This is a genomic window from Flavobacterium sp. XGLA_31 (assembly GCF_051547105.1).
Classification (GTDB): Bacteria; Bacteroidota; Bacteroidia; order Flavobacteriales; family Flavobacteriaceae; genus Flavobacterium.
Genome location: NZ_JBPTTM010000001.1, coordinates 858,103 through 873,610, shown reverse-complemented (window position 1 = coordinate 873,610; position 15,508 = coordinate 858,103). Strand labels below are relative to the sequence as shown.

Genomic DNA, 15,508 nt, shown 5'->3' with positions numbered 1-15,508 from the left:
TATGATTTCTGGAGAGATTATTAAAGTGATTGTTTTAAAAGTTTCTTAATTTCCAAAATTGTATCTCAAGGTGAATCCGGCCCTGATGTTTGTTAACGGGAACGAAGTAGAAATCACCGGTTTAGAGAAGGAATGATCGTAGAAGAAAATGGCCGTCAGGTTTTTGCTCAACGAATAATCTGCCGTCAGCTTGGCCGACCAGATGTTTTGACCGCCTCCCAACTGATTGTTATTATAATCTAAATAACGCACGATGGTTTTATTGTTTCTGTAAGAGAAATCAATTTTCACATTCAAATCACTCTTGATAATTCCGGTTGGATTGTCGGCTAATTTAGAAGAGAACACAACGTCTTTGAATCGGTATCCTAAACCAATCGTATATTCCTTTCCTTGAACTTCGGTCAATAAATTATTATCGAAACTCATAGACAAGCTTCGGTCTTTTTTCATTTCGGCCAAGAACTTGAACGAGTTTTTCATTTCAAAATCAAAACGAACCAACGGATTGAATTGCTCAACCAAGTTGATATTTCCGATTACAATTTTATTGTAATAGTTTCCGTTAGCATCGGTTCCTCCCGGAGTTTTGTCATAATCAAAATTAGAACGGAAAGAGTTAATGGTATACGAAGCACGGTAAGCATGCTGGATAGAGAAACGTTTAAAAGTATCTTTAAAGAATTTATAACGCATCAAACCACTGTATTTCACATTCCAGTTCGGAATAGGGATGTTACGGAAAGCGTCAAGTGAAATACTCTTAGCGGTTTCCCCCTGCCCTGTACTGTACAACCCGGTGTAGGCAGCTAACAAGGACGGAATCAATACCGCCTGGCTGTTTTTACCATATCCCAAAGGATAACCCTCCGCATCTAAATTCGCCGGATTATTGATATCAATACCTCTTTGCACCGCTAAACGGTTGGCAATAATGATACGGTTATTTCTAAACTCATCAAAAGCCGAAGAGCCGGTTTCATCACTTTTCTTAAAGGATGTTTTTAACATTACCGTTGAAATGGCAAAATTTCCGGTAGTATAAGGCGAATGTGGGTTGTATTGTCCGGTAAGTTCATCTACGTCAAACTGCTCCGAATAATTACTGGCATAGGTTCTGTTGGCTGTCAAATCAATTTTGAAATCAGGGAACAAATCCATATTGGCTGTAAAATCGAGTGTTTTGGTCACCACTTGCGAATAGTTTTGGTTAAAGTTCGGATAGGTCGTTAACCACCCGTTTTTAGCCGCTTCAAAACGAACATCATCCTGAGCCCCGAAGACAAACCCTAAAGACGGTTTGGCCGAACCAAAGAAGCCCAATCCCGGTAGGAAACCAGGGAGTACCGTTCCTTCATTTTGCGTATAGTTCACCTGAATATTTTTCACACTGGTCAGCACCCCTTTCAGTCCGTCTAAAAATACATTACTTGATTTAGCCGGTTGGGCATTGGTATTCGTTATCTTTTGCCCCGGTTTCGGCTGCGCAATCGGTTTTGCAGCAGGAGTTGCCGGTTTCTTTCCTAACCCGATATATTTATAGAAAGTCTCCATATTGAATGTGGTGTTCAGTTTATGAGACCCTGCATTTTGTATGGTATTCCCTAAATCATATCTGACATCCGGATCGGTAGGCGACGGCACCTGTTGCATCGCAACTGAAGCACGTTGCCAACTGTAGTCACCAGTATAAGTATAGCTTGCTTTTATAAAGGCAAATACCGGCAGTTTGTTGATTGGCAAGTCATAGTTAACTACAATTTGCTGATTGTGTTGATTGGGCTCCCCAATATTCCAGAAATCAGTCCAAATGGTATTGCTGTTATCAATAATGTTATTTTCGTCAATATAATTGCGTACAATGTTGTGCGAAGCCGCCGAGTAGTTAATCTTCAGGGATTTGGTCAAATTATAGTTAAACCCATACTGGTAATTGAACAAATAATTTCTTCGGAACAACGGATCCAATTGAATCCCGGCCACATCTACCTGTCGGAACTGTTGTCGGTTGTACTGTCTGGTAATATTGGTACTAAACGAGATGTTGGACGGTAAATAATTAAAATTGAAATCACTCAACATTTTCCAATAATTGCTTTTCTTCAGGTATTTGCTTTTCTTGAAGGGCTCTACGGTTTTAGGTTGGAAAGCATATGTATAATCAGCCGTAGTTGTTACTTGCTGGTCGATGTAATTTTCAATTTCAAAATTGTGTTTTTCCACTTCATTATAGGAATACGATAGGGTTAAATTCTCCGGATCGTAAATGTGTTGTTTTTGTTCCGGAGCTCTTTCCTTTTTCACCCCAATAAAGTTGATACTCCTTCTTTTGGTGTAATCAATAGCCCTGTCTTTAATGTTTGCTTTTGCATTTCCGTCAGCCGTGTTGTCCAACAACTGTTGCAAACGAATATCCTGATTAAACGGATCGTACTCAGGAGTGATGATTTCTTCTCCTACAGCATAATTAAAAGGCAGGTTAATCCCCCATTTTTTAGGCAACAATTTACCCAAACTAAGATTAGTTACAATGTTGTACTGTTTGGTATCTTCACGACTTCTTTCGTTCGGCCCCTGCTCTATTGATCCGAAACCAATCGTGCTTTTTCTTCCGGTGGCCGAAACAGTAGCAAAGTCTGCCATATTCGCATCTACGTTTAACACCGCAGCCATACCGCCTTTATTGTTCATATCTGCCAAACGCAATTCGTTGAACCATACTTCCCCTTCAATTTTGGAGCTCGGATTGGTCGAAGGATTTTTAACCCCCACCATCAAGGTTCTTACCAGACCGAAATTTGGATTTCCTTTAATTCCGAGTCTCAATTTTGTATCACCGTCTCCGTCCGGCAACGTAATATCATCGTCCGGATAATAAATTCCATCCGGCGGCAAAGAGGATTGTGCCACGCTGAATGATCTTACCTTCATGTCGGTTAACAATGACATTGCCAAATTGATTTCATTTTCTTCCGGCCAAATAAATTCAGCTTTTTTCTCACCTTCCTGTGTCACTTTCAGTGGTATTTCAACCTGATAGAAGTTATTGGTAAAGTCATTTCCAAAACGGATAAAGGCTACCATTTGCCCATCCTGCAATATGGTGGTTCCCGGAGAAGTTGAAGGTAATGACTCTGCGTGCAAAAACATTTTCAACTTATTGTACTGACGCATGTCTACGCTTACATTTTTGAATACCGCTCTTGAGTCGCCCGCTTCCAATCCGTCGCCTGAAACTCTTAACGACAAGGATTGCTCATTCAGGTTGATAATCTGCCCGCTTCCTACGGCCTGTTGTTCACGAACCACTCCCGGTGGAGTAACATAAGGAATCGGGGAACGTTGTGAGTTCTCCTGAATATTTACAGACAGCACGTCAAAATTAGTACTTGTATCTTCGGTATTCCCATCGGGATCCTGAGCTACCGTCTGGAATGAATTTTCATATCTTCTCCACTCGCCTCGTACCAAATCTAAAGCTCCAAAACGAAGCGTAACGGGCTGACTGAATCCGGTCATAAACATTCTCATGAAACGAATCGAACGGAAATCACTGATGCTTCCTATAGTAGTTGTTGGTTTTGAAACCGGTATTTTAATTTGTATCCAACGGGCTTGTCCATTAGAATTCCCATTTGGCAAACTAATATTAGGTACCTCTCTCACGTCGGTCACATAGTTCTCTCCAACTTGCATGTTAGGTTTGATGTCGATAGCATATTCATAATAGGCATCTACCGTATTCATGGTATTATCCCGATTGACATCTTCAACATCGGGCAAGGTAGTTGAACCTCTGTTGTTATCGGTAACATTTACCGGGGAGTTGCCCTGCACATTATTGTAGTTTTTATAGCGTTGAAAAACACTACCCGACGCATTTAAAAAGTATTGGTAATTATCTCCTGCCGGGTCACTTAAAGCGGCAAAACCTGATTCTGTAGGTGAAGAAACAATTAGATTCCGTTCGCCATCATCATCTAAACCGTCAAAACCAACATCCTGTGCAGTTCTGTTGGCGCCGTCTGCATCAAAAGCATAAATAAGTGATTGCGAAGATGGTACTTTACCCCAAACCGTTTCGTTGGTTAATGTGTTTGACGTAGGGCTTTGCGGTAATCCGTTTTCATATTGTTTACGTTCATCATTCAATATGTCTTCTGAAATTTCTCCCAAGTTGAAATACAGTTTTCCAATATTACTATGAGGAACTTCTCCTTGCGGGTTAGCCGGATCATAATACGGATCCAACATCCAAAACTGTATGTATTCTACATTACTTTGTTCAAAGTTCGTTGAATTAATCGCACGCATGATTCCTCCGAAATTTTTCTTCGGATCATTGAATCCGGTAGGAGACAATGCTTCAGGATTGTAGTTGTACGGACCTCTTTCATTTGGATAATAAGATAAATCCAAAGTATTGATTACTTGAGACTGCCCAACCTGAATATCTGTATTTGGAAATAATTCGCTGCTGAAGACTCTTCGGGTACTGTTTAACGACAAATCATCATTGGTGATGTCCCCTGGTGTTTGTACATAAATAGTAGGATCGATGCTGTACCAACTTAATTTCCCTCTGTAATTGCCATAGGTTCTGTCAACATGATCGGAATAAAAATCTTCGTAAGCTACGCCGGCTTGCCATTTCGGGACACTGGACAAACTCCAGGAAAGAGGCGCTCGCATGTCGATGGTGGTTTGCGAGCCTTCAAAATCATCTACATATACGGTAGACTCTCCTCTGAAACGGTCTGCGGTTGGCGTGTCCGGTCTCAAAAAAGCTACTTCACCGCGAATGGAAATATTTGACGGCGCATCGGTATCAATGTTTGGCAACTTGTTAACCAATCGAGTCAGAAAAGGAACCTCAGTGGTATAATTTCCATTAAATCCAAAGATGGTATTGTTTACCGATTCCTGACCGTAATTTGATTTACTGGTAAACGGTCTTTCAGTCATTTTGATAAAAGTACCACCCAATAAAAATTTATCTGAAAATTTGTGTTCCACATTAACCCCCATAAATCTTCGGGTTTGTTGACCAAATGTGGAATTGTTCTCTACAGAAACCTGGATAGGAGTGTTAGATGCCTGTAAGGAAGGATCTAATATTTGCACTTTTCCGGCCTGATAATTTACACTGTAATCAATCCCTTCCTGCAACACTCTTCCTCCTGCGGTTACCACGACAGAACCTCTCGGAACGTTGTAGGCCCCAATGGGAATTCCGTCACCTCCCATAGATTTGAATCTTCCTTTTAACTGGAATTTATTTTTTTCCGCATCCTGCAAAGCTCCGGCTTGGGAACTTCTATACATATTTCGGAATACGTATTTGGCCTGGTTGGCGTTGAAATCAGAAGTTAAGGTAGGATCACCATCATAATTTTCAGTGGTGTTGTTTCTCAGTTTCTCAAATAACGTTTTACCAAAGGGTTCCACCGTGGTAAAAATAATTCGTCCGTTTTGTGTGTCAACCGTCAGTCCCGGCAGGAAATCGAAAAATCCGTCTCCGCCTACTTGTGGGTCATTGGTAGAATTCAGTCGATCCAGATTGAATACTTTTAACAATGGGGTTTCATTAACATTGTTTTCAGGATGCAACGGATCATTCGCCGGGAAAGAGGTTCCCGCCACAGGCGAAATATAGTTTATGGGAGAAGGATCTGTATATAAAATATTAAATCTGAAATCCTCTTGTTGCAATTGGAACGCTCCCGGAATCTGATAAATATTCTTCATCATCAAATTCCAAACAGGAGTTGTCACTTTGACCGTAGGATTCGTTGATACAACCCTGTCGATATTGGTCAAGTTACTTTTCAACATTTTTAAAATCAAACTCTGAGAAGAAACTGCTTCAGTAGAAGTTCCTCCACCGGTAACTACTGTAGCATCTACTCCATCGGTACCAAACTCCCCAACCTGATAAACATTATCTCCCACCGTATATTGATATGCTACGGCTAACACTTCATCATTAGCCAAGCGCTGCTGCAATGAAAGGTATCCCAATTGTGGATGAAAAGTATATTCCGAAGGTGATAACTTTCGGGCATTTTCCAATTTTGAATAATCGGTTCCCTCGTCAGGATTAAGATTTGGGTCAAGATAGGTAAACCCTTGTGAAGAGGTAACAATATCTCTAATGTTTGAATTCAATATACCGCCTCCACTTGGAATAAGAGCAGGGTCATATTTGTTGTTCTTATTATCTGCAGGAGTATCCACAACTGAATTCAAGAAGAAATTATTATTGGTGATTTCATTTTGTTTGACTACTACCACCTGATTATCGTTCAATCCTGAAAGTCTGGCCTCTCCCAAATCCTGAAGAGCAATAATGTTTCTTAAGTTGTTGTTGGTTGTTGCTACACGATTTTGCTTGTTGGTTACCCAAACTTCTATACGGGTAATTTGAACCCTACTGTCAATGAACGGATAATTCTTCATTGCCTTATCATACTGGTTTCGGAAGTATTGTGATAAGAAAAAGTGACGGTCATTGTCGTAATCCAAAGCAAACAATTCAAAATTTTGAATGGTTCCTCCTCCTTGTGCTGTTACCGATTTGGTTTGTGATTTTTGTTCCGAGAAAACACCGGTAACCGTAGTTTTTCCAAACTGTAATTGTGCTTTTACTCCAAATAAACTCTGTGCTCCGCGAATCAATGAATTCGATAGCGGCATGCTCACATTTCCAACCTCAATCTTTTGGATAATGTCATCTTCGGTTGGCGCATATTCCAATTTGATAAGGTTTTGGAAGGCAAAAGTAGATTGTGTATCATAATTAGCATTCACACTCAAACGGGTCCCCACTTTCCCCATCAAACTCATGCTGATTCTTTGGTTAAAATCAAAAGTGGTTTGTGCCCTGTTTCGGGGAGAAAAAGCCGGATTATCTTGCTTGGTATACCTCACCCCCAAATCCATCTCAACAGACCCGGTTGGTTTAACGTCTATGGTATTCCCTCCGAAAATTGTTTCAAAAAAACCGGAATTCACATAGTATCTCGGTAGCAAGTCTTTTTTCTTTTCTTCCGACCCCTCCTTTTTACCGTCAATAGCATCTGATTTTTCTTTGAAATACTCCCGCATCGATTCCCTTAGCACCAATTCTTCATATTCCTTTGGTGTTAATATAATGGGATAATTGATATTAAATCCTTCAAAAGTGCTGGTGTAGATATAACGATTGGTTGCCGGGTCGTAGGTGTAGGCATTAACAATACTGTTCGGGTTTTTGATTTCCATTCTCCCTTTTGAGTAACCGGTAGAGTCAGCCGGCGTTACAGGAACCTGTGCAAATGCTGCAGTACCAAGTAACAGCAACATTCCGAGAAGAATCTTTTTCAGGTTTAAAAATGGTTTTGTAAAGTATATTGTTTCCAAGAATTATAAATTTTTTAATGCTTGTTTAATTATTGTTTCCACCGTCGCCTCCGCGTTTTCTCTAATGATTTTATCCACCACCTTTTCGGCATTTTTTCTAACATAACCTAAAACCTCCAAAGCAGATAACGCTTCTTCTCGATTAATATTGTGTTGCGAGGCTGGAATTTCTTCTAAATCATAGATTTTTAACACTTTCTCTTTCAAATCAAGTATTACCCGCTGTGCCGTTTTACTCCCGATTCCCTTAATCGATTGTATCGTCCCCACATCGCCATTTCCTATAGCATGTATAATTTGCTTAGGATCTAAAGACGACAACATGGTGCGGGCTATACCGGCACCAATCCCCGAAACAGAAAGCAACAACTTGAACAATTCTCTTTCTGATTTTTCAACAAAACCAAACAAAGAATGGGCATCTTCTTTGATTTGTAGATAGGTAAACAACTTTATGAAATCGGACTGGGGAAGTAACGAAAAGGTATGCAGCGAAATATTAATATGATAGCCAACCCCATTACAGTCAACAACGACCTCTGTGGGTGTTTTTTCCACTAATTTTCCTTGAATGTGTGCTATCATTTGGCTTGAAATCTAGTTTCAAATATAACAAAATTCTTCATTTGACAAAATCTAAGCGCCATATCTGTACAATTTTACAAAAACTATTGGGCGGTTAGTTTTTTTCTTTTCTCTTTTTCCTGTGCATCTACTACTGAAACGGCAACCATGTTGACCATTTCTTCAACGCTGGCTCCCAACTGAAAAATATGCACTGCTTTTTCCATCCCCAACATAATTGGTCCGACAGAATCTACTTTGTACAGTTCTTTCAATAACTTGTAGGTAATATTGGCTGCTTCCAAATTAGGAAAAATCAAGGTATTCACTTTCTTTCCTGCCAGTTTAGAGAAAGGAAACTTCGCTTTCAACATATCCGGGTTTAAAGCAAAATCGGTCTGAATTTCACCATCTACAATTAAATCGGGGTAGTATTTATGCAAATATGCAACCGCTTCTCTTACTTTAGAAGCACTTACATAGGTAGACGAACCAAAATTAGAGAAGGAAACCATTGCAATAACCGGCTCCATACCAAACATTCTTACGGTTTTAGCGGTCATCAGTGCAATTTTAGCCAATTCGTCCGCTGTAGGGTCAGGGTTAATAGCTGTATCTGATAAAAACATCGGACCGCGATTGGTCATCATCATATTGGTTGTAGCAATGAGTGTAATCCCCGGTGCTTTGCCTATCAATTGCATTAATGGTTTTACAGTTGACGGATAACTTCTGGAATAACCTGAAACCATAGCATCAGCCTCTCCTTCGTTGACCATCATGGCCGCAAAATAATTTCGCTCCCGCATCCATTTTTGCGCGTCAAACAATGAAATCCCTCTGCGTTGACGGGCTTTCCAATACATTTCGGCATAATGCATACGGCGTTGATCTTCTTCTTTGGTTTTTGGATCAATTATGGGCACTTCGGCATCAAATCCTAATTCCTCCTTGAGTTCTAAAATCAATTCTTTATTCCCCAATAGGATGGGCTTGGCAATCCCTTCTTCATAGGCAATTTGTGCCGCTTTCAACACATCCAAATGGTCTGCTTCTGCAAAAACCACTCGCTTAGGATCCGTTTTGGCGCGGTTGGTCAACAAACGAACCATTTTGTTGTCAGAACCCAAACGCTCTAAAAGCTCTTCCTCATATTTTTCCCAATCGGTAATCGGATGCAGCGCCACACCCGAATTCATAGCGGCTTTTGCCACTGCAGGAGCCACTACAGCAATCAATCTCGGATCAAAAGGTTTTGGAATAATATAGTCTTTTCCAAAGTTCAAACGGGTTTCACCGTAAGCAATATTTACTTGTTCCGGCACAGGTTCCTTAGCTAATTCAGCCAAAGCGTGCACCGCAGCCATTTTCATTTCTTCATTAATCTTAGTCGCGCGAACATCTAAGGCACCCCGGAAAATATAAGGGAACCCCAACACGTTATTCACCTGATTCGGATGATCCGAACGGCCGGTAGCCATAATAATATCTTCTCGAGTGGCAATCGCTAAATCGTAATCAATCTCCGGAATAGGATTGGCCATTGCAAAAACAATAGGGTTTTTGGCCATATTCAAGAGCATTTCGGGGGACAAAATATTTCCGGCAGAAAGCCCCAGGAAAACATCGGCATTGACTAAGGCTTCCGCCAAAGTTATTCCCGGTTTACCATGAGTATATTTTTTTTGCAAATCAGATAAGTCGGTTCTTTCCGAAGAAAGCACTCCGTCTTTGTCAAACATGATAATGTTCTCGGCTTTAACACCCAACAGCATGTACAAATTAGCACAAGCTAAAGCGGCAGAACCTGCACCGGAAACCACCACCTTGACTTCGGTAGTTTTCTTCTTTGCCAGTTCCAAAGCATTTAACAAGGCCGCTGAAGAAATAATTGCGGTTCCGTGTTGATCATCGTGCATCACGGGTATGTTCAATTCTTCTACCAGTCGTCTCTCGATTTCAAAAGACTCCGGCGCTTTGATGTCTTCCAAATTGATGCCTCCAAATGTGGGTGCAATATTCTTTACAGTTTCAATAAAAGCGTCTACATCTTTGGCTCCCACTTCAATATCAAACACATCGATGTCGGCAAAAATTTTGAAAAGCAACGCCTTCCCTTCCATTACCGGTTTAGAAGCTTCAGGGCCTATATCGCCCAATCCCAAGACTGCTGTTCCATTGGTAATTACAGCCACCAAATTCCCTTTAGATGTATATTTATAAACATTATTAACATCTTTGGCAATTTCCAGACAAGGCTCAGCCACTCCCGGAGAATAGGCTAAAGACAAATCTCTTTGTGTGGCGTATTTCTTGGTGGGTACTACTTTAATTTTACCCGGTGTGGGCTTAGCGTGATATAAAAGAGCTTCTCTTCGTTTGCTGTATTTATTCATTTTTGGCATTTTTCATCATATATACAAAGGTAAAAGACTTACTGAAATAGGGAAACATTTGACAGTTTCTTTTACAATGATTTTTATTTTAAAAAATCAATATTTCGCTTCACTCCTTGCCATTGCGCCCGCTTTAGCGGTGAATTGGTAAAAACGGCCGAGAAAGTTTCTTCTGTGATTTCTTCCCAATCCTTTTTGGAATAGGACAGCAGTTCAGGATAAGGGGTAAAAAGCGGTTCACTGTGAGCCTTGGAAAAACGATTCCACGGACAAACATCCTGACAGACATCGCACCCAAACATCCAATCATCCATTTTTCCTTTCAGTTCCATTGGAAGGTTGTCTTTCAACTCTATGGTGTAATAAGATATACACTTGCTGCCATCCACCACATAGGGAGCAATAATAGCTTGGGTTGGGCAAGCATCTATACAAGCGGTGCAGGTGCCGCAGTGATCTGTCGTCGGATTATCATATTCGAGTTCTAAATCGATAATTATTTCGGCTATGAAATAAAAAGAGCCAACCTGTTGAGTCAACAGATTACTGTTTTTACCAAGCCAGCCCAATCCGCTTTTAGCAGCCCATGCCTTATCCATAATGGGGGCTATATCTATAAAGGCTCTACCCGGAACGTCTCCAATTTCTACTCGGATAGCCTTTAAGAGTTTCACCGCTTTTTTCTTGATGACATTGTGGTAGTCTTTGCCGTAAGCATATTTGGAAATCTTATAACTGTCCGGATTTTGAGTTTGGGAGGGATAATAATTTATCAGCAATGAAATAACACTTTTGGCACCATGAACCAATAGTCTCGGATCAAGACGTTTATCGAAATGTTCTTCCATGAATTTCATTTCGCCTTGATAATTTTGATTCAGCCAATGTTCCAATCGGGGTGCTTCCTCTTCCAAAAAGCCCGCTTTAGATATACCACAAGACAAAAAACCGAGGCGCTGGGCTTCGGCTTTAATGAAATGGGTGTATTTTTCTTTATTGTTTATCAAAACAAACCTCCCTGTATATTTTTGTTTATTCTTCCCAAATGCGTATAGGCTTTCTCGGTAACTTCTCTCCCGCGCGGTGTTCTGATAATGAATCCTTCCTGAATCAGAAACGGTTCGTACACCTCTTCAATAGTTTCTCCGCTTTCTGAAACCGCAGTAGCTAAAGTAGATAAACCAACAGGGCCTCCTTTAAATTTATCGATGATTGTCGTGAGGATTTTATTGTCCATCTCGTCTAAACCGTGGGCATCGACATGCAATGCTTTTAGGGAAAAACGAGCGATTTCGATATCAATCTTACCATTGCCTTTGATTTGAGCAAAATCGCGAACACGACGCAGAAGCGCGTTGGCAATACGGGGTGTTCCTCTACTTCTGCCGGCAATTTCAATAGCGGCTTCCATACTGATAGGCATTTTTAAAATGCCCGAGCTGCGTTGCACTATAGTAGTCAAAAGCTCCGTGTTATAGTATTGCAAACGACTTTGAATTCCAAAACGCGCCCGCATCGGGGCGGTTAACAAACCGGAACGGGTCGTGGCGCCAACCAATGTAAAAGGATTGAGGTTAATTTGAACCGTCCGCGCATTAGGCCCAGATTCAATCATAATATCAATCTTGAAATCTTCCATGGCCGAGTACAAATACTCCTCCACTACGGGGCTCAAACGATGGATTTCGTCAATAAACAATACATCTCTCTCTTCCAAATTGGTCAACAATCCGGCCAAATCACCGGGCTTATCCAACACCGGACCTGAAGTGATTTTGATTCCAACCCCTAGTTCGTTGGCTAAAATATTAGCTAAAGTAGTTTTCCCTAAACCCGGAGGACCGTGAAATAAAGTATGGTCTAAAGCCTCATTCCTGAGGTTGGCCGCTTCCACAAATACCTTCAAGTTTTCCAATACTTGATCCTGACCCGTAAAATCTTCAAAAGACAACGGTCGTAGTCTTTTTTCTAAATCAAGTTCTTCAGGATTAAAGTGGGAATTGGTTGGATTGAGATTTTCGTTCATATTACAAATATATAACAAAGTTGACTGCAAATAAAAAATGCCTTTCCATAGCGAAAGGCATTTTTTATATTTTAAATTTTGGAATTAGTGGTGTAATACTTCTTCACCCGGTTTCATGGGTACGTTCTGAGGAACGAAATCCTCATCCCATCCCGGCTTGCTGTAATCGTAAGCCCAACGGTGTACTTCAGGTAATTCACCAGGCCAGTTACCGTGGATGTGTTCGATAGGAGCTGTCCATTCCAATGTATTGGATTTCCATGGATTTTGAACTGTTTTCTTACCGTAGAAAATACTACTAAAGAAATTGTATAAGAATACTAATTGGAACGCACCGCCCACTAAAGCAAATGTGGTGATGATAACGTTAACATTTTGTAAATCGTCAAACAACGGGAAGTTGGTATTGGTATAGTAACGACGTGGTAAACCAGCCATTCCGATGAAGTGCATTGGGAAGAATACTCCGTACGCACACACAGCTGTTACCCAAAAGTGAACGTAGCCTAAGTTTTTATTCAACATTCTTCCAAACATTCTAGGGAACCAGTGGTAAATACCGGCAAACATTCCGTAAAGTGCAGAGATACCCATTACCAAGTGGAAGTGAGCAACCACGAAGTATGTATCGTGAACGTTGATATCCAATGTACTGTCTCCTAAAATCAATCCGGTTAATCCACCGGTAATGAAGGTAGAAACCAATCCGATAGAGAACAACATCGCAGGGTTTAACTGCAAGTTTCCTTTCCACAATGTAGTGATATAGTTAAATGCTTTTACCGCAGACGGGATAGCAATCAACAAGGTGGTAAAGGTAAATACCGAACCCAAGAACGGATTCATACCTGAAATAAACATGTGGTGACCCCATACAATTGTCGATAGGAAAGCGATTGCTATGATTGACATAATCATCGCTCTGTAACCAAAGATCGGCTTACGAGAATTAGTAGCAATAATCTCAGAAGTAATTCCTAATGCCGGTAATAATACGATGTATACTTCCGGGTGACCTAAGAACCAGAACAAGTGCTCAAACAATACCGGAGAACCTCCCTGATAATGTAATACCTCTCCGGCAATGTAGATATCAGACAAGAAGAATGACGTTCCAAAGCTTCTGTCCATAATCAACATCAACGCGGCAGACAATAATACCGGGAATGAAATTACCCCAATGATAGCGGTGATAAAGAAAGCCCAAATCGTTAGCGGCAATCTCGTCATTGACATACCTTTTGTTCTTAAGTTGATTACGGTTACGATATAGTTCAAAGAACCTAATAACGACGAAGCAATGAAGATAGCCATTGAAACCAACCAAAGCGTCATACCGGTTCCTGAACCGGAAATAGCTTGCGGTAAAGCACTAAGTGGCGGATAAATTGTCCATCCTGCAGAGGCAGGTCCTGATTCCACAAACAAAGAAATAACCATTACCACACTGGATAAAAAGAATAACCAGTAAGAAATCATGTTTAAGAATCCGGAAGCCATATCACGGGCTCCAATTTGCAATGGAATCAACAAGTTACTGAATGTTCCGCTCAAACCGGCAGTCAATACGAAGAATACCATGATAGTACCGTGTATTGTTACCAGTGACAAATACGTTTCGTTATTCATCACTCCACCCGGAGCCATACGCTCTCCAAGGAAAAAGCTGAACAATTTAAAAGATTCTTCCGGCCAAGCCAATTGCATTCTGAAAAGCATTGACATTCCAACTCCAATAACCCCCATGATGATACCAGTAATCAAATACTGCTTTGAGATCATTTTGTGATCAATACTAAAAATGTATTTAGTAATGAACGTATCTTTATGGTGGTGTTCGTGGTCGTGGTCGTGACTATGATCGTGGTTGTGAGCTTCTGCTGACATATAGGATAACTTTTAAATTATATTAAATTATTTCTTCATTTCTGCTGCCGCTGCAACTAGAGTAGTGTCTTTGCTTTTTGGAGCAGCTGAATCTTTAGTTGTTGAACCTGCTTCAGATGCTTTTGCTTCTGCAGCTGCATTTTTAACGGCTTGAACAATCGTTTTTGGTGCATTTTCTTTTAACCAAGCTTGATATTCTTCTGGTGTATCAACTACTACTTTCATTTGCATGTTGTAGTGAGAAGCTCCACAGATTTTGTTACATAACAATAAATAATCGAAAGTATACGGATCAAGTGCCGGTTGTCCCGCTGCAACCAATGCTTCGCTCTTTTTCGCTCTGATGGCATTGATGTTGGCCACTTTTTCTATCATAGCCGGTTTCTCTCTCATTTCAGCAGTTGTCAGAGTAGGGATAAACGAAAACTGAGTAACCATACCCGGAACACAGTTCATCTGAGCTCTGAAGTGAGGCATATAAGCCGAGTGCAATACGTCTTGAGAACGCATTTTGAAAATAATTCTTTTTCCTTTTGGAAGGTGTAATTCGGTAGCCGTAAAATCATCCTGAGCATTTGGATCAGCTAAATCAACACCCAAATTGTTTACGCCTTCAATGTATCTTACATTCGCTTTTCCTAAAACATTATCGGCACCGGCATAACGGGCTTCCCATTTAAATTGTTGTGCATACAATTCAATTACAATGGCATCTTCTTTGTCTTTGTCATCAACAAACATGATGTTCGTCCACGCATACAATCCGTAAAGAATCAAACCTGCCAAAACTATAGCCGGAATAATACTCCAGATGAATTCCAAACGGTTATTATCTGCAAAATAAAGTGCTTTTTGACCTTCTTTTCCTCGGTATTTGAATGCAAAATAGTGCAATAACGCTTGAGTAATCGTTTGTACAAAAAAGATTAAAACCAAAGTGATGGTCATTAAATTATCCACCTGAGGTCCATGCTGTGAAGCGGAATCCCCTATTAGAGGTAGTTTGCTGTAGTTAAGCAAACATAAAATAGTAGTAAGGTAAATGAATCCAAGGAAAGCGAACATTAAGTAACCGTTTACCCTGTTATCATTGTCATTTGCAATTTGTGTATGATTAACATTTCCACCTACTTGAGTCAAGTCGAATATTTTAGTTAACTGCCATAAGGCAACTGCCAATAAAACTACAACTATAAGTACCAAAAGAGTTGTCATTTGTGATTTACTTTAAATA

The 15,508-nt window shown here is 40.5% G+C and carries 7 protein-coding genes; all 7 read right to left on the bottom strand.

Annotated elements, in window-relative coordinates:
• Positions 1-45: 45 nt before the first annotated feature.
• Complete coding sequence (gene sprA, locus ACSVH6_RS03815) at positions 46-7,344, bottom strand: cell surface protein SprA (protein WP_438075782.1); 7,299 nt, start codon at positions 7,342-7,344, stop codon at positions 46-48.
• Between the two features lie 60 nt (positions 7,345-7,404).
• The gene (ruvA, locus tag ACSVH6_RS03810; protein WP_438075698.1) at positions 7,405-7,986 is read right to left on the bottom strand and encodes a Holliday junction branch migration protein RuvA; all 582 of its coding nucleotides are present in this window, start codon (positions 7,984-7,986) and stop codon (positions 7,405-7,407) included.
• 83 nt (positions 7,987-8,069) lie between these two features.
• Entirely contained in the window at positions 8,070-10,361 is a 2,292-nt protein-coding gene (locus ACSVH6_RS03805; protein ID WP_438075696.1) for an NADP-dependent malic enzyme, read from the bottom strand.
• 83 nt (positions 10,362-10,444) lie between these two features.
• The gene (gene queG / locus ACSVH6_RS03800; protein WP_438075694.1) at positions 10,445-11,368 is read right to left on the bottom strand and encodes a tRNA epoxyqueuosine(34) reductase QueG; all 924 of its coding nucleotides are present in this window, start codon (positions 11,366-11,368) and stop codon (positions 10,445-10,447) included.
• The gene (gene ruvB, locus ACSVH6_RS03795) at positions 11,365-12,387 is read right to left on the bottom strand and encodes a Holliday junction branch migration DNA helicase RuvB (protein ID WP_438075692.1); all 1,023 of its coding nucleotides are present in this window, start codon (positions 12,385-12,387) and stop codon (positions 11,365-11,367) included. The genes queG and ruvB overlap by 4 nt, the downstream gene beginning before the upstream one ends.
• A gap of 84 nt (positions 12,388-12,471) precedes the next feature.
• Entirely contained in the window at positions 12,472-14,274 is a 1,803-nt protein-coding gene (locus ACSVH6_RS03790; RefSeq protein ID WP_438075690.1) for a cytochrome c oxidase subunit I, read from the bottom strand.
• 27 nt (positions 14,275-14,301) lie between these two features.
• Positions 14,302-15,489 carry a cytochrome c oxidase subunit II gene (locus ACSVH6_RS03785; protein ID WP_438075688.1) on the bottom strand — a complete coding sequence of 396 codons (1,188 nt, stop codon included), beginning with the start codon at positions 15,487-15,489 and terminating at the stop codon, positions 14,302-14,304.
• Between the last annotated feature and the right edge of the window lie 19 nt (positions 15,490-15,508).